Below are 23,057 nucleotides of genomic sequence, written 5' to 3' on the forward strand. Positions count from 1 at the left end.
AGATTCCACTTAAGAGTGTTTTTTCAGCGCCAGTGTTCGCGGCCGCTCCAGCCAGGCTCCCGCTCCATCGGGAACAATTTCCACCACCTCGATCTGCGATTCGCTGATGGTCACAACCCGGCCTTCGTTGCGCCCCAGGTAGTCGCCCACCTGCAAGCGGTGGATGCCACCTGCGCCGCGCAACAGGGCAAAGCTCCCGGAGGCGTTGGACAGGGTCCCGACCATTTGCAACTGCTCGATATCGAACCCCTCCAGGTATTGCCGGGCTCGCTGCGGGTCGGGCCGGACCGCACTGGCCCCTTGCCGACGGGCCGCCAGGTCAAGCCTTTGCGGCGGCTGGAACGGACTACGCAATGCGCTGGCGTCATAGGTGAACGAGGGGTAAGACCGGATTACCGGCATTGGTTCAATCGGCCCGGGCGCTTGCAGGCGCATCTGGTTCATGTAGGCGTCCAGGTCGGCAAAGTCGTCATCGGCGCCACCACACCCCCACAGCCCGGCACAAAGGCAGCCAAGCACCGCCCAGCGCAGGCGCCTCATGAGTGCGGCTCCGGAGCGTCGTACCTGTAGGTGCGCGCCTCGATGCTCATGCGCAACAGCGCCGGATTGCCCACCGCCACAGGCTGAATGCGAAAATCATGCAAGGTGACGATGCGCGGCAGGCCGGCGACGCCACTGACGAAGCTCGCCAGGTCGTGATAGGCCCCGGTGACAGTAATCTGGATCGGCAACTCGACGTAGAACTGCCTGGCCACCTCCGGTTGCAGCCTGATTTCCTCGAAGGCCAGGCCACTGCCCAGCCCCACGCGACTGATGTCCTCCAGCAGGCCGGGGACCTCGGTGTCGCTGGGCAACTGACGCAACAGCAGGTCGAAGCTGTTGCGTATGACGGCCAACTGCTCCTGGTAGCGCGGCAAATTGGCTCCCTGGCGCGCCTTGCCGGCAAACGCCTGCCGGAGACGAGTTTCCTCCTGGCGCTGGCGCTCCAGTTGCTCCAGGTGCGGGCTCAGGTAAAAGCCGTAGCCCACTAGCAGAACCAGCAGCAGAAGCAGGGCCGCCACCAGACTCCTGGCCGGCCCTGGCCAGGAGCCCAGGTTGGCCAGCTCCAGCTCCCGCAGATCGATACGCCGCAACTCTGCCAGCCATTGTCGGGGGGTCATTGCCGAAGCTCCCCGGCTGGCCCGGGCGTCTGCCCGACATTCAGCCGGAACAGGTTGTTCAGCCCTTGCTGGGCGTCCACCGCGTTCTTCACCTCGGTCAGGCTGGGGGCAGCAAAACCCTCGGCAGCCTGCAGATTGCGCATCAGGTCGGACACCCTGTTGTTTGACTCGGCGGCACCGCTGATTCCAAGGTTCTGCCCCTGCAGATCCACCTCGGTGAAGTACACGCCATCAGGCAGGCTGCGGGCCAACTGCTGAAAAATCCGCACACTGTTGGAGCGGTTGCCCTGCAGCTCTTCGATGATGCCCATGCGTTCGAGCAACTGCTGTCGTTGCGCCTTGAGCCCCTGGATGCTGGCGATCTGCTTATCCAGGCGTGCCGTCGCCTGGCCCAGATACTGGTTGCGCAAATGCTGGCGCTCGATCACCCGGCTTATATAGGCGTCGGCCAACAGAATGACCCCGGCCCCGAGCACGACCATCATCGCCAGCATCTGTAGGAAACGCCGACGTCTCAGTTCGCGCGAGGCCTCGCGCCAGGGCAACAGGTTGATCCGCGCCATCAGTCGAACCCTCGCAGGGCCAGGCCACAGGCCAGGAGCAGGTTCGGCGCCTGTTCATTCAATACCTGGGGGTCGACTCGAGGCCCCATCGGCATGGCCCGGAAAGGATTGGCCAGCGACGTATCGATGCCTGTCTCGCCCTCCACCCGCCGCTCCAGGCCGGCCAGGCCGCTACCGTCTCCGGCCAGCAGCAGTTGCACCAGGGGCTGTTGCTGAGGCGAGGTGGCGAACTGCTGCAGGGAACGGCTGACCTGTTGCAGCACCTCCTGCTCGAAGGGTTGCAGCAACTCTTCGGCGCAACCCTGTGGCAAACGGCCCTGGCTCTGCGCCAGCAATGCCTGCTCCAGTGTCAGCCCGTATCGACGCTGGAGCGCTTCAATCAGAGGCCCGCTACCGAAAAGCTGCTCACGGCTATAGATCACTCGCTGGCCGTGCAGGACGCTGAAACAGCTGAGGGCCGGGCCTATATCCAGCAACGCCACGGCGCCAGGAGTCGCCAGCGGCAGGTGCGCCGCCAGCAGCAACAGGCAGCGCTCCAGAGCCAGGGGCTGGGTATCCACCACCCGGGCTGTCAGGCCGGCCAGGCCCAATACCGTTTCCAGGGCTTCTACCCGCTCGTTGCGACAGGCCACCAGCAGCACCTGAACCCGCTGCGGATTACCGGGCACCGGCCCCTGCACTTCAAAATCCAGGGCCACGTCTTCCAGGGGATAGGGAATGTACTGGCCGGCTTCCAGCCGGACCTGCTGCTCCAGTTCGTCGGTGTGTAGGCCCGCCGGCATCTCGATCAGTTTGCTGATCACCGCCTCGCCGGCCACCGCTACCGCCACCCCCTTGAGCCGGCTGCCCGTCTTGAGCCAGGCGCGGGACAGGGCCGCGGCCAGGGCCTCGGGGTCGGCAATGTGCTGGTCAAGCACAGTATTGGGCGCCAGGGGCTCCCTGGCGTAGGCCTCGACCCGGTACCCCTGCCCCTGGCGCCCCAGTGCCAGAAGCGTGACCGATGTCGCATTGATATCGATCCCCATAAGGGAACTCGGCTTTTTGCTGAAGAGTCCAAGCACGACCAATTCCCTATGACTATCCGTGACTTACGGACTGCTTAAGCTGCATTGCGTTCAATGGTCACGTCTTGACAGACGGGCAAATGACGCTCTCGGCGGAAAATGCTTATAATGCCCAGCGTTTTTTTTCCGCTTTTACCTGCTGCGTGGGCCGGCCCCTGATGTCCGTGAATGCCCTGACGCCTAATTCATTCCTTTCTCTGGAAATCCAAAAGCCTTGATTCGTCTGCTGAAGTTTTTCGGGTGGTCCATCGTCGCGGTGTTCTGCGGGCTCCTCCTCGCCCTCTCCGGTGCGTTTCTCTATCTTAGTCCCGGCTTGCCGTCGGTTGAGGCCCTGAGAAGCATCCAGTTGCAGATTCCCCTGCGGGTGTACAGCAGCGACGGCAAACTGATCGCTGAATTCGGTGAAATGCGCCGTACTCCCATACGTTTCGCCGACATTCCGCCCAACTTCATCAATGCGTTACTAAGTGCTGAAGACGACAACTTCGCTAACCATTACGGGGTTGACCCCAGCAGCCTGATGCGTGCCGCAACCCAGCTGGTCAAGAGCGGACACATCCAGTCCGGCGGCAGTACCATCACCATGCAAGTGGCGAAGAACTTCTTCCTGACCAGCGAGCGCAGCTTCTCGCGCAAGACCACCGAGATCCTCCTGGCTCTGCAGATCGAACGGCAGCTGACCAAGGACGAGATCCTCGAGCTGTACGTCAACAAGATCTACCTGGGCAACCGTGCCTACGGAATCGAGGCAGCGGCCCAGGTGTATTACGGCAAGTCCATCCGTGACGTGAGCCTGGCGCAGATGGCGATGATCGCCGGCCTGCCCAAAGCGCCTTCGCGCTTCAACCCCCTGGCCAACCCGGCACGCAGCAAGGAACGTCGCGACTGGATCCTGGGGCGCATGTACAAGCTCGGCAAGATCACCGAAGCGGCCTATACCGAGGCAATCAACGAACCGTTGAACGCCAGCTATCACGTACCGACTCCGGAAGTGAACGCCCCGTACATCGCCGAGATGGCCCGGGCCGAAATGGTCGGCCGCTATGGCAGCGATGCCTACACCGAAGGTTTCCGGGTCACCACCACGGTGCCCAGCGATCTGCAGGAAATGGCCAACACCGCGGTCCATGAAGGCCTGATGACCTACGACCAGCGCCACGGCTATCGCGGCCCGGAATCGCGCCTGCCAGGCAAGACCCAGGCGGCCTGGGCCAGCGAACTGACCAAGCAGCGGACCATCAGCGGCCTGGAACCGGCGATCGTCACCCTGGTAGAGAAGAATGGCCTCCAGGTGCTGACCCGCAACGGCGAAGAACATGTGGCCTGGGACAGCATGAAATGGGCCCGGCCGTTCCTCAATACCAACAGCATGGGCCCGGCCCCGCGCCAACCGGCGGACGTGGCCCAGGTCGGCGACCTGATCCGCGTGCAGCGCCAGGCGGACAACTCGTTGAAGTTCAGCCAGATCCCGGTCGCCCAGGGCGCCCTGGTGACGCTGGACCCGCAGAACGGTGCGATCCGCGCCCTGGTGGGCGGCTTCGCCTTCGAGCAGAGCAACTACAACCGTGCGATGCAGGCCAAGCGCCAGCCCGGCTCCAGCTTCAAGCCGTTCATCTATAGCGCCGCCCTGGATAACGGCTACACCCCGGCCAGCCTGGTGAACGACGCACCTATCGTGTTCGTCGACGAATACCTGGACAAGGTCTGGCGCCCGAAGAACGACACCAACACCTTCCTCGGCCCGATCCGCATGCGCGAGGCGCTGTACAAGTCGCGCAACCTGGTGTCGATCCGCCTGCTGCAGAGCATGGGCGTGGACCGCACCATCGACTACATCAGCAAGTTCGGCTTCAACAAGCAGGACCTGCCGCGCAACCTGTCCCTGGCCCTGGGTACCGCAACCCTGACTCCGATGGAAATCGCCACCGGCTGGAGCACCTTTGCCAACGGCGGCTACAAGATCACCCCGTACATCATCGACAAGATCGAAAGCCGCAACGGCGAGCTGCTGTTCAGCGCCAACCCGCCAAGCGCCCCCACCGGCAATACGGCCACCAGCGGCATCGCCGCCCCTGAGCACAACTTCACGATCAACAACGTGGCCGGTGAAACCTCAGCTCCGGCAGCGACGCAAGCCCCGGCGGTTGCCGAGCGGATCATCGATGGCCGTACCACCTACATCCTCAACAGCATGCTCCAGGACGTGATCAAGCTGGGTACCGGACGCCGCGCACTGGCCTTGGGCCGTACCGACCTGGCGGGCAAGACCGGTACCACCAACGAGTCCAAGGATGCCTGGTTCTCCGGCTACAACGCCGACTACGTGACCACCGTATGGACCGGTTTCGACCAGCCGGAAAGCCTGGGGCGCCGCGAATACGGCGGCACCGTGGCACTGCCGATCTGGATGAGCTTCATGGGCGCCGCCCTCAAGGACAAGCCGCCACACACCCAGCCAGAGCCGGAAGGCATTCTCAGCCTGCGGGTCGACCCGGTCAGCGGCCGCGCCGCCACACCCGGCACGCCCAATGCCTACTTCGAACTGTTCAAGAGCGAAGACACTCCGCCCTCGGTCAATGAACTGGGCAATGGCGCCGTACCAGGCAGCCCGCTGCCGGCGGACGAAGCGGCGCCGATCGATCTGTTCTAGCGCCAGGGGAGCCGCGAACGCGGCAACCTTCGCCGGCGTGCCCGATCCTACAGCGGACAAGCGCCCACAAAAAAGCCCCGGTTCTCGCGAGCCGGGGCTTTTTGCATGACGCTACGAACGCTTAACCGTTGAACACATCATCCACGCTCTTGAGCGGGTAGTTCTTCGGGTACGGCAGGGTAGCCACGCCGGTCTCGATGGCGGCCTTGGCCACGGCATCGGAGATCACGGTGATCAGGCGGGCATCCATTGGCTTGGGAATGATGTACTCACGGCCGAATTCCAGCTTGATGCCACCGTAGGCGTCGCACACTTCCTGAGGAACCGGCAGCTTGGCCAGGTCACGCAGGGCGTTGGCCGCGGCGATCTTCATTTCTTCGTTGATGCGCTTGGCGCGTACGTCCAGGGCACCACGGAAGATGAACGGGAAGCCCAGGACGTTGTTCACCTGGTTCGGGTAGTCCGAACGGCCGGTAGCCATGATCACGTCGTCGCGGGTGGCGTGCGCCAGTTCCGGGGCGATTTCCGGATCAGGGTTGGAGCAGGCGAACACGATCGGGTTCGGCGCCATGGATTTCAGGCCTTCAGCACTCAGCAGGTTCGGGCCGGACAGACCGACGAACACGTCGGCGCCTTGCAGGGCGTCGGCCAGGGTGCGCTTGTCGGTGGAGTGGGCGAACACCGCCTTGTACTGGTTCAGGTCATCGCGGCCTGAGTGGATCACGCCGGTACGGTCGACCATGAAGATGTTTTCGATCTGTGCACCCATGCTCACCAGCAACTTCATGCAGGAGATGGCGGCAGCACCGGCACCCAGGCAGACGATCTTGGCGTCGGCCAGGGTTTTGCCAGCGATTTCCAGGGCGTTGATCATGCCGGCGGCGGTAACGATCGCGGTGCCGTGCTGGTCATCGTGGAACACCGGAATGTCGCACTGCTCGATCAGAGCGCGCTCGATCTCAAAGCACTCGGGTGCCTTGATGTCTTCCAGGTTGATGCCACCGAAGGTGATGGAAATGCGCTTGACGGTGTCGATGAAAGCCTGCGGGCTTTCGGAGTCGACTTCGATGTCGAATACATCGATGCCGGCGAAACGCTTGAACAGCACGCCCTTGCCTTCCATCACTGGCTTGGAGGCCAGTGGGCCGAGGTTACCCAGGCCGAGAATCGCGGTGCCATCGGAAATGACGGCAACCAGGTTGCCTTTGCCGGTGTACTTGTAGGCCAGTTCCGGATCGCGAGCGATTTCGCGTACCGGCTCGGCTACGCCGGGGCTGTAGGCCAACGCCAGATCACGAGCGGTAGCAGTGGCCTTGGTGAGCTCGACACTCAGCTTTCCTGGACGAGGATTGGCATGGTATTCGAGAGCGGCAGTTTTCAAATCAGACATGTGGGCATTCCGCTTTTTGCTGTTGGACAGACGGACCGCCGAGGATACTCGTGTCGCATAGTCCCCACAAGACTGCCCAGTCACCCCTGTCAAGGCCCCTAGCGTACGACTTTGGGCCAAGAGCCGCGGGGTACAAGGCTTTCAACTGTTCACAATCCATTAAAAAAATGTCTACAATTTTTCTTTATCAGATAAGTCCGAGCATGGAAGGGTCTGTCACGGACAACATCCAGCGCGGATGTGCAGATTGCCGACCAGGCTGACGCGAGCGATCGACAACCCAGCCCCGAGCCTCGATCCGGCGCCCTGAAAGGCCACTGAGCAGCCGGCGATCGAAGCGCCGCAGGACATTGGGTGCAATGCGCAATACAACCTGCCCCTGCAATGTGATCCAAAGACCACCGCGATTGCGCTGCACCCTGCTCACTCGCCCTTCGAACAGGGCAAAGCCCGCGCGATGGATCTGCTGCGCCTTGAGTACAGGTGAACGTCGCCAAAGCCCCAGCCCGGCTCGGCGCGCATGGTTCTCGGCAGCCTTCTGGCAGCTCGCCAGGGCGACGTTTGGCAGCACGGCAATCCGATAGGCCAAGCCTTCCGCGATCAACCGGGCTTCGAAGTTGATACCAGTGACGCCATAGACATGGGCCAGGACACGACCGTAGCGATCCTGCCTTTCACGCCCCGGCAGCAGGCCGACCCGCCCACCACTCTGTGCCACCAGTTGTCGCAGGCGCTGCCGCGCCGCCTCGGCGAAGGGCTCGGCAGGGCGCCCCTTGCCCGCCAGCTCCGGGGCATTGAGGCCGATCATGCGCAACCTGCGGCCATCCTTGAGGTGCAGGGTGTCGCCGTCCACCACCCGGAGCACCGTTGCCGGCAACAGCCCCTTGGGCGCCGGGCAAAACGCCTCGGCCGCTGTCAGCCAAATCGCGCCCACAAAAAAGGCGCCCACTAGGGACGCCTTTTTCATCAGCGAGGAAAGTCGGTATCGGCTTTCCAGAACGATCAGCCTCAGGCCTTCTTCGTTGCGCCGAAAGCACCGAAGCGCGACTTGAACTTGTCGACACGACCGCCAACGTCCAGAGTCTTTTGCTTGCCGGTGTAGAACGGGTGGCACTCGTTGCACACGTCCAGGCTCAGAGGCTTGGCCAGGGTGGAGCGAGTTTCGATGACGTTACCGCAGCTGCAGGTAGCGGTAATGGCTTCGTATACTGGATGGATATCGGCTTTCATGGTGTATTCCTCAGGCTAGCGTGCCGCCACCCAACACTATTGTTGAATACCGCACGAATTAGGGCGCGAATTCTACCAGACCGCGTCAAACGCGCAAGCGATCCTGAGTGCAGCCCATCAGAAAAAGCCGGTGCAACCTTGACAGCCCAGGCTTTGCCACCCCCTGAACTGAAAAACCGGCTCCATGCCCGGGCAGACCCCGCAGGTACAGGGGCCACGCACGCTTATACAGGACACTCCACCGCTGCTCTGTTAGGCTCCGGGGCCTATTTACCCTCTGCTCAACGAGATTGTCCCGCGTGCCCGACGCCATCCTGCGCCTCGCCCTGCCCTCGCCCCTGCGCCGCCTGTTCGACTACCGTGCTCCGGCCGGGGTGCTGCGTGCCCAGTTGCACCCCGGCATGCGCCTGCGGGTGCCATTCGGCCGCCGGGAAATGATCGGCATCCTGGTGGAGGTGGCAGATCACAGCGAGGTCCCGGCGGAAAAACTCAAGCCGGCCCTGGCCCTGCTGGATCCCACGCCTCCGCTGCCGCCGGCCCTGTTCAAGCTGTGCCTGTGGACCGCCCAGTACTACCAGCACAGCCTGGGAGATACCCTGAGCTGGGCATTGCCAGTGCTGTTGCGCCAGGGCGAGCTGGCCGAGGCCCGCCAGGAACGCTTCTGGTCGATCGCCCCCGGGGCCCGGCTCGACGACCCGCGCATCGCTCGCGCCCCACGCCAGCGCGAAGCCCTGGCAACCCTGGCCCAGCACCCACACGGCGTGCCCCATACCCTGCTGAGCAAGCTGATGCTGAGCAAGGACAGCCTCGACCTGCTGCTGGCCAAGGACCTGGTGCAGGTGGAGGTGCGCAAGCACGCGCCGGGCGTGCGCCACGAACACTGGCTGGCCCAGCCCGAACTGCCGCTCAACAGCGAGCAGCGCGCCGCCTATGAAGCCATCCGCGCCGGGTTCGACAGCTATCACGCGTTTCTCCTGGCCGGGGTCACCGGCAGCGGCAAGACCGAGGTCTACCTGCAACTGATCCGCGAAACCCTGGAAGCCGGCAAGCAGGCCCTGGTGCTGATTCCGGAGATCAACCTCGGCCCGCAGACCCTGGCGCGCTTCGAGCAACGCTTCAACGCCCGCATCGCCCTGCTGCACTCGGCGGTCAATGACCGCGAACGCCTGGACGCCTGGCTGGCTGCCCGGGACGGCGAGGCCGACATCATCATCGGCACCCGCTCGGCCCTGTTCACGCCGATGAAGAACCCTGGCCTGATCATCATCGACGAGGAGCACGACGGGTCCTATAAACAGCAGGAAGGCCTGCGTTACCACGCCCGCGACCTGGCTTTGGTGCGTGCGCGCCAGGAAAACATTCCCATCGTCCTGGGCTCGGCCACGCCGTCCCTGGAAAGCCTGCACAACGCCTACACCGGCCGCTACGGCCTGCTGCGCCTGAACGAGCGGGCCGGCGGCGCCAAGCAGCCGCGTTTCCTGCGCCTGGACGTGAAGAGCCGCCCGCTGGACAGCGGCATTTCCGGCCCCATGCAGCAAGCCATCGGCCAGACCCTGGCCGCCGGCCAGCAGGTCCTGGTGTTCCTCAACCGCCGCGGCTTCGCCCCGACCCTGCTCTGCCACGACTGCGGCTGGATGTCCGAGTGCAAGCGCTGCGACGCCCGCATGACCGTGCACCAGCGTTCCGGCGAGCTGCGCTGCCACCACTGCGGCCATGTGGAGCGGGTTCCGCGCCATTGCCCGCAATGCGGCAAGGTCGACCTGCGCCCCGTGGGCGCCGGCACCGAGCGGGCGGAAGAGCGCCTGGGCATCCTGTTCCCCGATTACCCGGTGCTGCGGGTGGACCGCGACAGCACCTCGCGCAAGGATGCGATGAACCAGCTGTTCGCCACCATCCAGAAAGGCCAGCCGTGCATCCTCGTGGGCACCCAGATGCTGGCCAAGGGTCATCACTTTCCCCGGGTGACCCTGGTGTCGATCCTCGATGCCGATGGCGGCCTGTTCTCCGGCGACTTCCGCGCCAGCGAGCGCATGGCGCAACTGATCGTCCAGGTCGCCGGGCGGGCCGGCCGGGCCGAAGAGCCGGGCAAGGTGATCATCCAGACCCACCTCGCCGACCACCCGTTGCTGGTGCAGTTGACCGAGCAGGGCTACTTCGCCTTCGCCGAACAGGCCCTGAGCGAGCGCCGCGCCGCCGGCCTGCCACCTTTCGCCCACCTGGCGCTGCTGCGGGCCGAAGCCCACAAACCGGGCCAGGCCGAGGGGTTCCTCGATGAAGCCTGCAGCGAGGCCGAGCGCCTGCTGGCGGAACAGAACCTGGGGGGCATCGAACTATTGGGCCCGGTGCCGGCTCCGATGGAGCGGCGCGCCGGACGTTATCGCGCGCAATTGCTGCTACAGGCCAATGCCCGAGCGCCCTTGCATCGTTTGCTCAGCAGTTGGCTGCTGGTGCTGGAACAGATGCCCAGCGGGCGGCAGGTCCGCTGGTCGCTGGATGTGGATCCCGTGGATCTGTATTGATCGAGGTCGTGCTTTCGCGGGCAAGCCCGCTCCTACAATGGGCAGCATCAAACCCGCAAGAGCGGGCTTGCCGGCGAAGGCAATCGAATGCCGCCATCGATCCCCAAGCAGTCCTCTATAGTTGGCAAGCCCGTTCCAGCAACGGATAATGCCCAGTTTTTCCACCTGCGCACCGAAGCGCCGCCGCACCAGCGGTCGAAAGAGAAGACCATGAAAGACACCATTCGCCAGCTCATCCAGCAAGCCATCACCCAACTCGTCACCGAAGGTGTGTTGCCAGAAGGCCTGACGCCGGCGATCCAGGTCGAAAACACCCGCGACAAGACCCACGGCGACTTCGCCAGCAACATCGCCATGATGCTGGCCAAGCCGGCCGGCATGAAGCCGCGCGACCTGGCGGAGAAAATCATCGCCGCCCTGCCGGCCCATGAAGACCTGAGCAAGGCGGAAATCGCCGGCCCCGGCTTCATCAACTTCTTCCAGAACACCCAGGCCCTGGCCGCGCGCCTGGACGCCGCTCTTGGCGACGACCACCTGGGCGTACGCAAGGCCGGCCCGGCGCAGCGCACCGTGATCGACATGTCGGCGCCCAACCTGGCCAAGGAAATGCACGTTGGCCACCTGCGCTCCACCATCATTGGCGACGGCGTGGCCCGGGTCCTGGAGTTCCTCGGCGACACCGTGATCCGCCAGAACCACGTGGGCGACTGGGGCACCCAGTTCGGCATGCTGATGGCCTACCTGGAAGAAAACCCCATCACCAGTGACGAGCTGTCGGACCTGGAGAACTTCTACCGCGCCGCCAAGCAGCGCTTCGACGAGTCCGAAGCCTTCGCCGACCGCGCCCGCGGCCTGGTGGTCAAGCTGCAGGCCGGCGACCCGGACTGCCTGGAGCTGTGGACCAAGTTCAAGGACATCTCCCTGTCCCACTGCCAGAAGATCTACGAGCTGCTCAACGTCAAGCTGACCATGGCCGACGTGATGGGCGAGAGCGCCTACAACGACGACCTGATCAACGTGGTCAACGACCTCAAGGCCCAGGGCCTGCTGGTGGAGAGCAACGGCGCCCAGTGCGTGTTCCTCGACGAGTTCAAGAACGCCGAAGGCGAGCCGCTGCCGGTGATCATCGTCAAGGCTGACGGCGGCTACCTGTACGCCACCACCGACCTGGCGGCCGTGCGCTACCGCAGCGGCAAGCTCAAGGCCGATCGCGCCCTGTACTTCGTCGACCAGCGCCAGGCCCTGCACTTCCAGCAAGTGTTCGCCGTGGCCCGCAAGGCCGGTTTCGTGACCCATCCGATGGAAATGGAGCACATGGGCTTCGGCACCATGAACGGCGCCGACGGCCGTCCGTTCAAGACCCGCGACGGCGGCACCGTGAAGCTCATCGACCTGCTGACCGAAGCCGAAGAGCGTGCCTACGCCCTGGTGAAGGAAAAGAACCCGCAACTGCCGGAAGCCGACCTGCGCAGCATCGCCAAGGTGGTGGGCATCGACTCGGTGAAGTACGCCGACCTGTCCAAGCACCGCACCAGCGACTACAGCTTCAACTTCGACCTGATGCTCAACTTCGAAGGCAACACCGCGCCGTACCTGCTGTACGCCTACACCCGCGCCGCCGGTGTGTTCCGCAAGCTGGGCAAGGACTTCAGCGAAGTCGGCGGGCAGATCGAACTGCACGCGGCCCAGGAACTGGAGCTGGCGGCCAAGCTGGCGCAGTTCGGCGAGATTCTCAACAACGTCGCCGAGAAGGGCACGCCACACATCCTCTGCACCTACCTGTACGACGTGGCCGGGCTGTTCTCCAGCTTCTATGAAAACTGCCCGATCCTGGCAGCCGAGACGCCGACCCAGATGCACAGCCGTCTGCGCCTCACCGAGCTGACCCGGCGCACCCTCAAGCAAGGTCTGGAACTGCTGGGCCTCAAAGTCCTGGAGCAAATGTAAGTTGGCTGCCAAGAAAAAACCTGCACCCAAGCGTGGCGCCAGCCGTTACCAGGCCCCGGCCAAGAAGCCGATTCCGGGCTGGTTGTGGCTGGCCATCGGCCTGACCATCGGTGCCTTCATCGTGTTCCTGATGAAGCTCGAGCCCGGCAAGGGCGGCGACAGCGTCAAGCGCGAGAAGATCGAACAGCAGAAAGCCACCAAGATCGCCGAGGCCAACAAGACCCCGCCGAGCCCCCAGCAACCGGTGAAGCCGAAATACGACTTCTACACCCTGTTGCCGGAATCGGAGGTCATCGTGCCGCCGGAAGCGGTGCCGGAAAAAACCCTGCCGACGCCACAGGTGCCACCAGTGCCGACCACCCCGGTAACCCCGGCGGAAGCGGCCAAGATCGACACCGCCCGTGCCCAGGCAGCCCTGGCCGGGATCACCCCGCCACCAGCGCCACCCGTGGCCAAGGCGGCGCCGGTGACCAAGTTCTTCCTCCAGGCCGGTTCGTTCCGCAAGGAAGCCGATGCCGACAAGGTCCGGGCGCAGATCATCCTGCTGGGCCAGTCGGTCTCGGTGGAATCCGGCACGGTGAAGGATGAAACCTGGTACCGGGTATTGGTAGGCCCGTTCAGCAACCGCGAACAGCTGACCGTGGCGCAGAAGCAACTGGCCGGCGCCGGCTTCAGCAACCTGCTGTTACAACAGCGCCAGAGCCGCTAAGCCGACCGCTACGCGATTGATCGCGGGCAAGCCCACTCCTACATGGCCCCCCGTAGGAGCGGGCCTGCCCGCGCAGCGCTTGCAGCATGCAACAATGACCGCCGGTCCCTCGCTGCAGCCTCCGGTTGAAAAACGCCCGGCCACCCCCATATGAGTTTCCATCAGGGCACTTTCGCCCCGCTGTGTGGAGACTCCCCCCTTGACCACCATCGTTTCAGTCCGCCGCCACGGCAAAGTCGTCATGGGCGGCGACGGCCAGGTTTCTCTCGGCAACACCGTGATGAAAGGCAACGCGAAAAAAGTCCGCCGCCTCTATCACGGCCAGGTCATCGCCGGCTTTGCCGGGGCCACCGCCGACGCCTTCACCCTGTTCGAGCGCTTTGAAGGCCAACTGGAGAAACACCAGGGCCATCTGGTCCGTGCCGCCGTAGAGCTGGCCAAGGAATGGCGCACCGATCGCTCCCTGAGCCGCCTGGAAGCCATGCTGGCCGTGGCCAACAAGGATGCGTCCTTGATCATCACCGGCAATGGCGACGTGGTTGAACCCGAGGACGGGCTGATCGCCATGGGCTCCGGTGGCGCCTACGCCCAGGCCGCTGCCAGCGCCCTGCTGAAAAAGACCGACCTGTCGGCCCGTGAAATCGTCGAGACCGCACTCGGCATCGCCGGCGACATCTGTGTATTCACCAACCACACTCAAACCATCGAGGAGCAGGATCTCGCGGAATAAGCCTGTTGCGGCGCTTGCGCCACGGCATTCATTCTTGCTTGAGGACCGCCAACTACTATGTCCATGACACCCCGCGAAATCGTCCACGAACTCAATCGCCATATCATCGGCCAGGACGATGCCAAGCGCGCCGTCGCTATCGCCCTGCGCAACCGCTGGCGCCGCATGCAACTGCCGGCCGAGCTGCGCGTTGAAGTGACCCCCAAGAACATCCTGATGATCGGCCCGACCGGCGTCGGCAAGACCGAGATCGCCCGCCGCCTGGCCAAGCTGGCCAATGCGCCCTTCATCAAGGTCGAGGCCACCAAGTTCACCGAAGTCGGCTATGTGGGCCGCGACGTTGAATCCATCATCCGCGACCTGGCCGACGCGGCGATCAAGATGTTCCGCGAACAGGAAATGATCCGGGTTCGCCATCGCGCCGAAGACGCCGCCGAAGAACGCATCCTCGATGCCCTGCTGCCCCAGGCACGCACCGGTTTCAACAGCGACGACACGGCTCCGGCCCAGGACTCCAACACCCGCCAGCTGTTCCGCAAGCGCCTGCGCGAAGGCCAGCTGGATGACAAGGAAATCGAGATCGAAGTGGCGGAAGCTGCAGGCGTCGACATTTCCGCGCCACCGGGCATGGAAGAAATGACCAACCAGCTGCAGAGCCTGTTCGCCAACATGGGCAAGGGCAAGCGCAAGAACCGCAAGCTCAAGGTCAAGGAAGCGCTGAAGCTGGTACGCGACGAAGAAGCCAGCCGCCTGGTCAACGACGAAGAACTCAAGGCCAAGGCCCTGGAAGCCGTCGAGCAGCACGGCATCGTGTTCATCGACGAGATCGACAAGGTGGCCAAGCGCGGCAACGCCGGCGGTGTGGACGTCTCCCGCGAGGGCGTGCAGCGTGACCTGCTGCCGCTGATCGAAGGCTGCACCGTCAACACCAAGCTGGGCATGGTCAAGACCGACCACATCCTGTTCATTGCCTCCGGTGCCTTCCACCTGAGCAAGCCCAGCGACCTGGTACCGGAGCTGCAAGGCCGTCTGCCGATCCGCGTGGAACTCAAGGCGCTGTCGCCGCAAGACTTCGAGCGCATCCTCAGCGAGCCGCACGCTTCGCTGACCGAGCAATATCGCGAGCTGCTGAAGACCGAAGGTCTGAACATCGAGTTCCTGCCCGAAGGCATCAAGCGCCTGGCGGAAATCGCCTGGCAGGTCAACGAGAAGACCGAGAACATCGGTGCCCGTCGCCTGCACACCCTGCTCGAGCGCCTGCTGGAAGAGGTGTCGTTCAGTGCCGGTGACCTGGCCAGCGCCCACAGCGAAGAGCCGATCCGCATCGACGCCGCCTACGTCAACAGCCACCTGGGCGAATTGGCGCAGAACGAAGACCTTTCCCGTTATATCCTGTAAACCTTCGCCACCCATGCAGGGACTGGCTTGCCAGCGATAGGGCCTCCCCCGATCGCCGGCAAGCCGGCTCCTGCCGGAAGGACTACAGGTCATGAGCAAACTTCCCACCGGTATCAACCTGCACAAAGCCTCGAAAACCCTGACCCTGACTTACGGGCCGGACGAGGTCTATCACCTGCCTGCAGAACTCCTGCGGGTGCATTCTCCCTCCGCCGAGGTCCAGGGCCACGGCAAACCCATCCTGCAATTCGGCAAGCTCGGCGTCGGCCTGACCAAGGTTGAACCGGCGGGCCAGTACGCACTGAAATTGACCTTCGACGACGGTCATGACAGCGGATTGTTCACCTGGGACTACCTCTACCAACTGGCGCTGCGCCAGGACGAGCTGTGGAACGACTATCTGGCGGAGCTCAAGGCTGCCGGAAAATCCCGCGATCCGAACGAGTCCATCGTCAAGCTGATGCTCTAGCTCAAGGCTCCGATGGTTTAGAGGGCATTTTCTAATTTCATCTGTTTGAATGCTTGGCTGTATGGCCAATGAATGGCCTGCTTGCGGAAAAAATTAAACTCGGGTAACCAATGGAGCTGGCAAGTTCCCTGCAGAGCTTTCGGAACAAAAAGCAGCGGTGCGCAATCAACGGTCACCCGAGCAGTAGTACCTGGCATCGTGCTGTGTGACTGCACAGCAGGTCCGGTACTCGTCTCAGGACAATGGAGCGTCGTAGATGAGTAACAAGAATAACGATGACCTGAAACGCCAAGCCTCGGAAAACACCCTGGGGCTCAATCCGGTCATTGGCTTGCGTAGAAAGGACCTGCTTACTTCCGCTCGAATGGTGCTTGCCCAGGCCATCAAACAACCCATCCACAGCGTCAAGCACGTCGCCCATTTCGGCATCGAACTTAAGAACGTGATGTTCGGCAAATCCACCCTGCAGCCGGAGAGCGACGACCGTCGCTTCAACGACCCCGCGTGGAGCCAGAACCCGTTGTACAAACGCTACCTGCAAACCTACCTGGCGTGGCGCAAGGAGCTCCACGACTGGATCGACGACAGCAGCCTGTCCGAGCAGGACATCAGCCGCGGCCACTTCGTGATCAACCTGATGACCGAAGCCATGGCCCCGACCAACAGCGCGGCCAACCCCGCAGCGGTCAAGCGCTTCTTCGAAACCGGCGGCAAGAGCCTGCTGGACGGCCTGTCCCATCTGGCCAAGGACCTGGTGCACAACGGCGGCATGCCCAGCCAGGTCAACATGGACGCCTTCGAAGTGGGCAAGAACCTGGGCACCAGTGAAGGCGCGGTGGTGTTTCGCAATGACGTGCTGGAGCTGATCCAGTACCGGCCGATCACCGAGCAGGTGCATGAGCGCCCGCTGCTGGTGGTGCCACCGCAGATCAACAAGTTCTATGTCTTCGACCTCAGCCCGGACAAGAGCCTGGCGCGCTTCTGCCTGCGCAACAACGTGCAGACCTTTATCGTCAGCTGGCGCAACCCCACCAAGGCCCAGCGCGAATGGGGCCTGTCCACCTACATCGAAGCCCTGAAAGAAGCGGTCGACGTAGTGACCGCGATCACCGGCAGCAAGGACGTGAACATGCTCGGTGCCTGCTCCGGCGGCATCACCTGCACCGCGCTGCTGGGCCACTACGCGGCGCTGGGGCAGAAGAAGGTCAACGCCCTGACCCTCCTGGTCAGCGTACTGGACACCACCCTGGACACCCAGGTAGCGCTGTTCGTCGACGAGCAGACCCTGGAAGCGGCCAAGCGCCACTCCTATCAGGCCGGAGTCCTGGAAGGCCGCGACATGGCCAAGGTGTTCGCCTGGATGCGCCCCAACGACCTGATCTGGAACTACTGGGTCAACAACTACCTGCTGGGCAACGAGCCGCCGGTGTTCGACATCCTGTTCTGGAACAACGACACCACCCGCCTGCCCGCCGCCTTCCACGGCGACCTGATCGAAATGTTCAAGAACAACCCGCTGGTGCGCGCCAATGCACTGGAAGTGTGCGGCACGCCGATCGACCTCAAGCAGGTGACCGCCGATATCTTCTCCCTGGCCGGCACCAACGACCACATCACCCCGTGGAAGTCCTGCTACAAGTCGGCGCAGCTGTTTGGCGGCAACGTCGAGTTCGTGCTCTCCAGCAGCGGCCATATCCAGAGCATCCTCAACCCGCCTGGCAACCCCAAGGCGCGCTACATGACCAGCACCGACATTCCGGCCTGCCCCGACCAGTGGCAGGAAAACTCGATCAAGCACACCGATTCCTGGTGGCTGCATTGGCAGGCCTGGCAGGCGGAACGCTCAGGTGACCTGAAGCCGGCGCCCACCAGCCTGGGTAACAAGAAGTTCGCAGCCGCCGAGGCGGCGCCCGGGACCTACGTCCACGAGCGCTGAGCCCCGGCCATCGACACGGCGGCGCCAGGAGGCTCCGCCAAGCCCTATTCTTGACAAGAGGCTCGGCCTCAGGAAATCCGCAGGACGCCCGGGATGGCGGCTGCGACGGTTTAATTCACAGGGCTACGGCATGCCACACTCATTCATATTCCGCACCGTCGACCTGGATGGCCAGACCATCCGCACCGCGGTACGCCCAGGCAAGCCGCACTTGACGCCGCTGCTGATCTTCAACGGCATCGGCGCCAACCTGGAGCTGGTGTTTCCCTTTGTCCAGGCCCTGGATCCGGACCTCGAGGTGATCGCCTTCGATGTCCCCGGTGTCGGCGGCTCCTCCACGCCGAGCCGGCCCTACCGCTTTCCCGGGCTGGCCAAGCTGACCGCGCGGATGCTCGACTACCTGGACTACGGCCAGGTCAATGCAGTGGGTGTGTCCTGGGGCGGCGCGCTGGCCCAGCAGTTCGCCTACGACTACCCCGAGCGCTGCAAGAAGCTGGTGCTGGCCGCCACCGCGGCCGGGGCGTTCATGGTCCCGGGCAAACCCAAGGTGCTGTGGATGATGGCCAGCCCACGGCGCTACGTGCAGCCCTCCCATGTGATGCGCATCGCGCCGCTGATCTATGGCGGCTCCTTCCGCCGCGACCCGAGCCTGGCAGCGGAACACGCAGCCAAGGTGCGCTCGGCCGGCAAGCTCGGCTATTACTGGCAGCTGTTCGCGGGCCTGGGCTGGACCAGCATTCACTGGCTGCACAAGATCCATCAGCCGACCCTGGTGCTGGCCGGCGATGACGACCCGCTGATTCCCCTGATCAACATGCGCATGCTGGCCTGGCGCATACCCAATGCCCAGTTGCACATCATCGATGATGGCCACCTGTTCCTGATCACCCGGGCCGAGGCCGTCGCCCCGATCATCATGAAGTTCCTCCAGGAAGAACGCCAAAGGGCGGTGATGCACCCGCATCCCGAACCTGTGCGCCCTACCAAGTAAAAGATACCTGTCGACAGGATCGTCGCGCGCAAGAAGGGCCAGGACCGACTATGTTGTCTGTCTTGGATTGGTCTGCTTGTTAGTGGTTTGACGAAGGAGTGTTGACTCATGCAAGACAAACCTGCGACGGGCTCATTGCCGTCACCCGCCGCGTATATCAATGCGCAGAGCGCGATCACCGGCCTGCGCGGCCGGGATCTGTTCTCCACCTTGCGCAGCCTGGCGGCCCACAGCCTGCGCAATCCGTTGCACAGTGCCCGGCATACCCTGGCCCTGGGCGGCCAGCTGGGGCGTGTGCTGCTGGGGGAAACCCTGCACAAGACCAACCCCAAGGACAACCGCTTCGCCGACCCGGCCTGGAGCCTCAACCCCTTCTACCGGCGCGGCCTGCAGGCCTACCTGAGCTGGCAGAAGCAGGTGCGCCACTGGATCGACGACAGCGGCATGAGCGAAGACGACCGGGCCCGGGCACACTTTGCCTTTTCCCTGCTCAATGATGCCGTTGCGCCTTCCAATACCCTGCTCAACCCCCTGGCCCTCAAGGAGATCTTCAACACCGGGGGCAACAGCGTGGTGCGGGGCATCGGCAACCTGCTGGATGACCTGCTGCACAACAACGGGTTGCCCAGCCAGGTGACCAAGCACGCCTTCGAGGTGGGCAAGAACCTGGCGGTCACCCCGGGCTCAGTGGTGTTTCGCAATGAATTGCTGGAGCTGATCCAGTACAGCCCCATGAGCGAAAAACAGTACGCCAAGCCGCTGCTGATCGTGCCGCCGCAAATCAACAAGTACTACATTTTCGACCTGAGCCCGACCAACAGCTTCGTCCAGTACGCGCTGAAAAACGGCCTGCAGGTGTTCATGGTCAGCTGGCGCAACCCGGATGTGCGGCACCGCGAGTGGGGCCTGTCGACCTACGTCGAGGCGGCCGAAGAAGCGCTGAACGTCACCCGGGCGATTACCGGCAGTCGCGAAGTCAACCTGGTGGGAGCCTGTGCCGGAGGGCTGACCATCGCCGCCCTGCAAGGCCACCTGCAGGCCAAGCGCCAGCTGCGCCGGGTATCCAGCGCGACCTACATGGTGAGCCTGCTGGACAGCCAGATGGACAGCCCGGCAACGCTGTTCGCCGACGAGAAGACCCTCGAAGCGGCCAAGCGTCGCTCCTATCAGCAAGGGGTACTGGACGGTCGCGACATGGCCAAGGTGTTCGCCTGGATGCGCCCCAACGACCTGATCTGGAACTACTGGGTCAACAACTACCTGCTGGGCAAGGAGCCGCCGGTCTTCGACATTCTCTACTGGAACAACGACAGCACCCGGTTGCCGGCCGCACTGCACGGCGATCTGCTGGACTTCTTCAAGCACAACCCCCTGAGCCATGTCGGCGGGCTGGAAGTCTGCGGCACGCCGATCGACTTGCAGAAGGTCACGGTGGACAGCTTCAGCGTGGCCGGGATCAACGACCACATCACGCCCTGGGACGCGGTCTACCGCTCGACCCTGCTGCTGGGCGGCGAACGGCGCTTCGTGCTGTCCAACAGCGGCCACGTGCAGAGCATCCTCAACCCGCCGAGCAATCCCAAGGCCAACTACGTGGAGAACCGCAAGCTCAGCAGCGACCCGCGGGCCTGGTACTACGATGCCGAGCATGTGGACGGCAGCTGGTGGAGCCAGTGGCTGACCTGGGTCCAGGAGCGTTCGGGGGCGCAGCGGGAAACCCTCACCACCCTGGGCAACCAGAACTATCCGCCGATGGAGGCTGCGCCCGGCACCTACGTGCGCGTGCGCTGAAGACACTTTGCACCACGGTTCCACGCCGGAGCCGTGCCCCTTCAATGGACCGACAAGAAGTCAGGATGAAGACCCGCGACCGGATACTCGAATGTGCCCTGCAACTGTTCAATCAAAAGGGCGAGCCCAATGTCTCCACCATGGAGGTGGCCAATGAAATGGGGATCAGCCCCGGCAACCTCTACTACCACTTCCATGGCAAGGAGCCGCTGGTGCTCGGCCTGTTCGAGCGCTTTCAGAACGAACTGACGCCGTTGCTGGACCCACCGTCCGACGTCCAGCTGGCGGCGGAAGACTACTGGTTGTTCCTGCACCTGATCGTCGAGCGCCTGGCCCACTACCGCTTTCTGTTTCAGGACCTGTCCAACCTGGCCGGGCGCCTGCCAAAACTGGCCAAGGGCATTCGCAACCTGCTCAATGCCTTGAAACGCACCCTGGCCTCGTTGCTGGCCCGGCTCAAGGCTCAGGGGCAACTGGTCAGCGGCACCCAGGCCCTGGGGCAGCTGGTGGAACAGATCACCATGACCCTGCTGTTCTCTCTGGATTACCAGCGGATTCTCGATCGCGAAGGCGAAGTCCGACTGGTGGTCTACCAGATCATGATGCTGGTGGCGCCACACCTGCTGCCGCCGGCAAAGATGGCCACCGAACAGATGGCGCTGCGCTACCTGGATGAGCAGGGCTAGAACGCCTCAATAAAAAACGCCCGGCCTTCCCAGGCCGGGCGTTTTTTATTCCTGATGCGATCAGGACTGGCTGCTTGGCGTCGCTGGAGCTGGCGCGGCAGTCGGGGTTGCAGCCGGGCTCGGGGCTGCGGCGGAGTTCGCCGAGCTGGCCGGGGCCGGGGCTGCAGGCTTGGCCGCAACAGCGGGCTTGGCTGCTGGTTTGGCCGCTGGCTTGGCAGCCACAGGCTTCTTGGCCACAGGCTTTTTCGCCACTGCAGGCTTGGCGGCCGGTTTGGCCGCTGGCTTGGCCGCTGCGGTTTTCGCCGCGGGCTTGGCTGCTGGCTTGGCAGTGGGCTTGGCCGCTACAGGCTTGGCAGCCGGTTTGGCCGCTGGTTTGGCGGCTGCGGTTTTCGCGGCCGGCTTGGCTGCGGGTTTAGCGGCGGCCTTGGCGACAGGCTTAGCGGCAGGCTTGGCCAGAGGCTTGGCTGCGGGTTTTGCAGCAGGCTTGGCAGCTGCAGTTTTGGCTGCAACCGGCGCAACCTTGGCACCTGTGAGTTTTTCAATCTGCTTGGTCAGGGTATCGACCTTGTCGTGCAGGGCCTTGACTTCGTTGCGGCTAGGCACGCCCAGACGCGAGATGGCGCTGTTCAAGCGCTTGTCGAAAGCGCCTTCCAGTTCATCCCACTTACCCAGGGCGCGATCCTTGACGTCGCTGATACGCGACTTGGCCGAAGTTGCGGAATCTTTGGCCGCATCAACTTTCTTGCCGACTACGCTCTTAGTCAGTTTCTCGGCTTTCTCACCATCTTTGACCAATGTCTCGAAAAGCTTGCTGCCGTCAGAGTCGATTTTCGAGTACACGCCTAAACCAGCAAGCCAAATTTTACGGGAGTACTCTTCGACTTTCCCGATCCACGAGCTGCCTTCTTTTTCAGTATTCTTTTTACCAGCCATCCCGTTCTCCTTAATGTTTACGCGCGACACGTTCGAGCAACGCCGTCAGCTCATCGAGCTTAGCAGAGAGTGTCTCAACGTCATGTTTAGACGGAATGCCGATACGATTCAAGGCACTGGCGACGCGCGTGTCAAAAGCCTTCTCGACCTTGTCCAGCTGCACTTCGACTTTGCCTTTAAGAGTGCTGACATCCCCTTTAACGCCATCTATCTGACTGTTGGCTGCTTCAAGTTGTTCAGTGACAACTTTTTTGCCTTTCTTTTCAACGGATTGACCAGCCTTGATCAACTCCTGGAAGTACTCGCTGCCTTCCTGACCGACTTTGGCGTAGGCCCCCAGGCCTGCCAGCCAGATCTTGCGGGCATAGGATTTGACTTCACTCAGAGCAGTCGATTGGGCATCAACTTTTTTCTTCAGAATTACTTTGGCCATGGTGCACCTCACGCGCAGAAGGTTTGAGGAACTGCCCTCGGAAAGAGGACCTGAGGCACAACCTAGAGAGAAAAATTAGAATCGGCACCCTAACGACTGTCATGAATTCATGTAGGAGCCGGTTCAGACCAGAGCCTTGTCCAGAGCCTTTTCGATTTCCGACTTGATGGTGCCGCTCATGGCCGACATCAACATCCCCAGTTCCACGTCGATGCGGATCGACTCTTCACCCACATGCACCGCGCCTTTGACGCCCGAGCGCTTGAGGTTCAGGGTATCGCCTGCCCACTGTGGCTCCAGGCCATATTGATCGGCGAGTTTCTGCGCCAGTTTGTCGGCCTTTTCACGGGCTGCCTGCTTGCCCAGGCCATGGGCACGTTCAACACTAATACGGGCCATTGAAGGTCTCCTGCTGTTTCGGGACTTGCCTGAAGCATCTTGACCCTGCGTGCGTCAAA

Annotated in this window: 21 protein-coding genes; 11 read left to right on the plus strand and 10 right to left on the minus strand. The window is 63.1% G+C overall.

What is annotated here, in order from left to right; all coding sequences use genetic code 11:
- Positions 1-9: 9 nt before the first annotated feature.
- Genes AC1RCO_RS21905 through pilM form a run of 4 tightly spaced genes read right to left on the minus strand, consistent with a single transcriptional unit; the run spans position 10 to position 2,784 of the window.
- Positions 10-540 (minus strand): pilus assembly protein PilP, encoded by a 531-nt coding sequence (locus tag AC1RCO_RS21905; protein WP_011058822.1) that lies wholly within the window; start codon positions 538-540, stop codon positions 10-12.
- On the minus strand, positions 537-1,160 hold the full coding sequence (locus tag AC1RCO_RS21910; protein ID WP_492618038.1) for a type IV pilus inner membrane component PilO: 624 nt from the start codon (positions 1,158-1,160) through the stop codon (positions 537-539). Before AC1RCO_RS21910 ends, AC1RCO_RS21905 begins: the two co-directional genes overlap by 4 nt.
- Positions 1,157-1,723, minus strand: a complete 567-nt coding sequence (locus tag AC1RCO_RS21915; RefSeq protein ID WP_492618039.1) for a PilN domain-containing protein — start codon at positions 1,721-1,723, stop codon at positions 1,157-1,159. The genes AC1RCO_RS21910 and AC1RCO_RS21915 overlap by 4 nt, the downstream gene beginning before the upstream one ends.
- The gene (gene pilM, locus AC1RCO_RS21920; RefSeq protein WP_492618040.1) at positions 1,723-2,784 is read right to left on the minus strand and encodes a type IV pilus assembly protein PilM; all 1,062 of its coding nucleotides are present in this window, start codon (positions 2,782-2,784) and stop codon (positions 1,723-1,725) included. The genes AC1RCO_RS21915 and pilM overlap by 1 nt, the downstream gene beginning before the upstream one ends.
- A 220-nt stretch (positions 2,785-3,004) precedes the next feature.
- Here pilM and AC1RCO_RS21925 point away from each other — a divergent pair, with 220 nt between their 5' ends.
- Positions 3,005-5,437, plus strand: a complete 2,433-nt coding sequence (locus AC1RCO_RS21925) for a penicillin-binding protein 1A (protein ID WP_492618099.1) — start codon at positions 3,005-3,007, stop codon at positions 5,435-5,437.
- Between the two features lie 121 nt (positions 5,438-5,558).
- Here AC1RCO_RS21925 and AC1RCO_RS21930 read toward each other — a convergent pair whose 3' ends face one another.
- From AC1RCO_RS21930 to rpmE, 3 genes are all read right to left on the minus strand, one after another.
- On the minus strand, positions 5,559-6,827 hold the full coding sequence (locus tag AC1RCO_RS21930; RefSeq protein WP_053156016.1) for a malic enzyme-like NAD(P)-binding protein: 1,269 nt from the start codon (positions 6,825-6,827) through the stop codon (positions 5,559-5,561).
- Between the two features lie 187 nt (positions 6,828-7,014).
- On the minus strand, positions 7,015-7,794 hold the full coding sequence (locus tag AC1RCO_RS21935; RefSeq protein WP_011058816.1) for a thermonuclease family protein: 780 nt from the start codon (positions 7,792-7,794) through the stop codon (positions 7,015-7,017).
- 41 nt (positions 7,795-7,835) lie between these two features.
- On the minus strand, positions 7,836-8,057 hold the full coding sequence (gene rpmE, locus AC1RCO_RS21940) for a 50S ribosomal protein L31 (RefSeq protein ID WP_011058815.1): 222 nt from the start codon (positions 8,055-8,057) through the stop codon (positions 7,836-7,838).
- A gap of 299 nt (positions 8,058-8,356) precedes the next feature.
- Between rpmE and AC1RCO_RS21945 the strand changes: the two genes are divergently transcribed.
- The 10 genes from AC1RCO_RS21945 (at position 8,357) to AC1RCO_RS21990 (ending at position 21,233) form a co-directional block, all read left to right on the plus strand.
- The gene (locus AC1RCO_RS21945) at positions 8,357-10,576 is read left to right on the plus strand and encodes a primosomal protein N' (RefSeq protein WP_065364836.1); all 2,220 of its coding nucleotides are present in this window, start codon (positions 8,357-8,359) and stop codon (positions 10,574-10,576) included.
- 210 nt (positions 10,577-10,786) lie between these two features.
- The gene (gene argS, locus AC1RCO_RS21950; RefSeq protein ID WP_011058813.1) at positions 10,787-12,523 is read left to right on the plus strand and encodes an arginine--tRNA ligase; all 1,737 of its coding nucleotides are present in this window, start codon (positions 10,787-10,789) and stop codon (positions 12,521-12,523) included.
- Position 12,524: 1 nt separating this feature from the next.
- Positions 12,525-13,232 (plus strand): SPOR domain-containing protein, encoded by a 708-nt coding sequence (locus AC1RCO_RS21955; RefSeq protein ID WP_011058812.1) that lies wholly within the window; start codon positions 12,525-12,527, stop codon positions 13,230-13,232.
- A 199-nt stretch (positions 13,233-13,431) separates the two neighbouring features.
- Positions 13,432-13,962: an ATP-dependent protease subunit HslV gene (gene hslV, locus AC1RCO_RS21960; protein ID WP_003186641.1), complete on the plus strand. Its 531-nt coding sequence runs from the start codon at positions 13,432-13,434 to the stop codon at positions 13,960-13,962.
- 57 nt (positions 13,963-14,019) lie between these two features.
- Complete coding sequence (hslU, locus tag AC1RCO_RS21965) at positions 14,020-15,360, plus strand: ATP-dependent protease ATPase subunit HslU (protein WP_492618041.1); 1,341 nt, start codon at positions 14,020-14,022, stop codon at positions 15,358-15,360.
- A 91-nt stretch (positions 15,361-15,451) separates the two neighbouring features.
- Positions 15,452-15,829 (plus strand): gamma-butyrobetaine hydroxylase family protein, encoded by a 378-nt coding sequence (locus AC1RCO_RS21970; protein ID WP_011058810.1) that lies wholly within the window; start codon positions 15,452-15,454, stop codon positions 15,827-15,829.
- Between the two features lie 256 nt (positions 15,830-16,085).
- Positions 16,086-17,765 (plus strand): class II poly(R)-hydroxyalkanoic acid synthase, encoded by a 1,680-nt coding sequence (gene phaC, locus AC1RCO_RS21975; protein WP_015633859.1) that lies wholly within the window; start codon positions 16,086-16,088, stop codon positions 17,763-17,765.
- Positions 17,766-17,895: 130 nt separating this feature from the next.
- Positions 17,896-18,756 carry a poly(3-hydroxyalkanoate) depolymerase gene (gene phaZ, locus AC1RCO_RS21980; protein ID WP_011058808.1) on the plus strand — a complete coding sequence of 287 codons (861 nt, stop codon included), beginning with the start codon at positions 17,896-17,898 and terminating at the stop codon, positions 18,754-18,756.
- A 108-nt stretch (positions 18,757-18,864) separates the two neighbouring features.
- Positions 18,865-20,547 carry a class II poly(R)-hydroxyalkanoic acid synthase gene (gene phaC, locus AC1RCO_RS21985; RefSeq protein WP_011058807.1) on the plus strand — a complete coding sequence of 561 codons (1,683 nt, stop codon included), beginning with the start codon at positions 18,865-18,867 and terminating at the stop codon, positions 20,545-20,547.
- Positions 20,548-20,612: 65 nt separating this feature from the next.
- Positions 20,613-21,233 carry a TetR/AcrR family transcriptional regulator gene (locus AC1RCO_RS21990; protein ID WP_011058806.1) on the plus strand — a complete coding sequence of 207 codons (621 nt, stop codon included), beginning with the start codon at positions 20,613-20,615 and terminating at the stop codon, positions 21,231-21,233.
- A gap of 60 nt (positions 21,234-21,293) precedes the next feature.
- On the opposite strand, the gene AC1RCO_RS21995 is transcribed toward AC1RCO_RS21990, so the two are convergent.
- The 3 genes from AC1RCO_RS21995 to AC1RCO_RS22005 all read right to left on the minus strand — a co-directional run bounded on the left by AC1RCO_RS21995 (position 21,294) and on the right by AC1RCO_RS22005 (position 22,998).
- Positions 21,294-22,166: a phasin family protein gene (locus tag AC1RCO_RS21995; RefSeq protein ID WP_445494152.1), complete on the minus strand. Its 873-nt coding sequence runs from the start codon at positions 22,164-22,166 to the stop codon at positions 21,294-21,296.
- Positions 22,167-22,176: 10 nt separating this feature from the next.
- Entirely contained in the window at positions 22,177-22,599 is a 423-nt protein-coding gene (locus AC1RCO_RS22000) for a phasin family protein (protein WP_011058804.1), read from the minus strand.
- Positions 22,600-22,722: 123 nt separating this feature from the next.
- Positions 22,723-22,998 (minus strand): polyhydroxyalkanoic acid system family protein, encoded by a 276-nt coding sequence (locus tag AC1RCO_RS22005; RefSeq protein WP_011058803.1) that lies wholly within the window; start codon positions 22,996-22,998, stop codon positions 22,723-22,725.
- Positions 22,999-23,057: the final 59 nt, after the last annotated feature.

This window comes from Pseudomonas sp. GW823-FHT03E05, assembly GCF_058796855.1.

Excerpts from the sequence above, each read along its gene's own strand:
- AC1RCO_RS21905 (WP_011058822.1), bottom strand. The coding sequence starts at position 540 with ATGAGGCGCCTGCGCTGGGCGGTGCTTGGCTGCCTTTGTGCCGGGCTG.
- AC1RCO_RS21910 (WP_492618038.1), bottom strand. The coding sequence starts at position 1,160 with ATGACCCCCCGACAATGGCTGGCAGAGTTGCGGCGTATCGATCTGCGG.
- AC1RCO_RS21915 (WP_492618039.1), bottom strand. The coding sequence starts at position 1,723 with ATGGCGCGGATCAACCTGTTGCCCTGGCGCGAGGCCTCGCGCGAACTG.
- AC1RCO_RS21930 (WP_053156016.1), bottom strand. The coding sequence starts at position 6,827 with ATGTCTGATTTGAAAACTGCCGCTCTCGAATACCATGCCAATCCTCGT.
- AC1RCO_RS21935 (WP_011058816.1), bottom strand. The coding sequence starts at position 7,794 with ATGAAAAAGGCGTCCCTAGTGGGCGCCTTTTTTGTGGGCGCGATTTGG.
- rpmE (WP_011058815.1), bottom strand. The coding sequence starts at position 8,057 with ATGAAAGCCGATATCCATCCAGTATACGAAGCCATTACCGCTACCTGC.
- argS (WP_011058813.1), top strand. The coding sequence starts at position 10,787 with ATGAAAGACACCATTCGCCAGCTCATCCAGCAAGCCATCACCCAACTC.
- hslU (WP_492618041.1), top strand. The coding sequence starts at position 14,020 with ATGTCCATGACACCCCGCGAAATCGTCCACGAACTCAATCGCCATATC.
- AC1RCO_RS21970 (WP_011058810.1), top strand. The coding sequence starts at position 15,452 with ATGAGCAAACTTCCCACCGGTATCAACCTGCACAAAGCCTCGAAAACC.
- phaC (WP_015633859.1), top strand. The coding sequence starts at position 16,086 with ATGAGTAACAAGAATAACGATGACCTGAAACGCCAAGCCTCGGAAAAC.
- phaZ (WP_011058808.1), top strand. The coding sequence starts at position 17,896 with ATGCCACACTCATTCATATTCCGCACCGTCGACCTGGATGGCCAGACC.
- phaC (WP_011058807.1), top strand. The coding sequence starts at position 18,865 with ATGCAAGACAAACCTGCGACGGGCTCATTGCCGTCACCCGCCGCGTAT.
- AC1RCO_RS21990 (WP_011058806.1), top strand. The coding sequence starts at position 20,613 with ATGAAGACCCGCGACCGGATACTCGAATGTGCCCTGCAACTGTTCAAT.
- AC1RCO_RS21995 (WP_445494152.1), bottom strand. The coding sequence starts at position 22,166 with ATGGCTGGTAAAAAGAATACTGAAAAAGAAGGCAGCTCGTGGATCGGG.
- AC1RCO_RS22000 (WP_011058804.1), bottom strand. The coding sequence starts at position 22,599 with ATGGCCAAAGTAATTCTGAAGAAAAAAGTTGATGCCCAATCGACTGCT.
- AC1RCO_RS22005 (WP_011058803.1), bottom strand. The coding sequence starts at position 22,998 with ATGGCCCGTATTAGTGTTGAACGTGCCCATGGCCTGGGCAAGCAGGCA.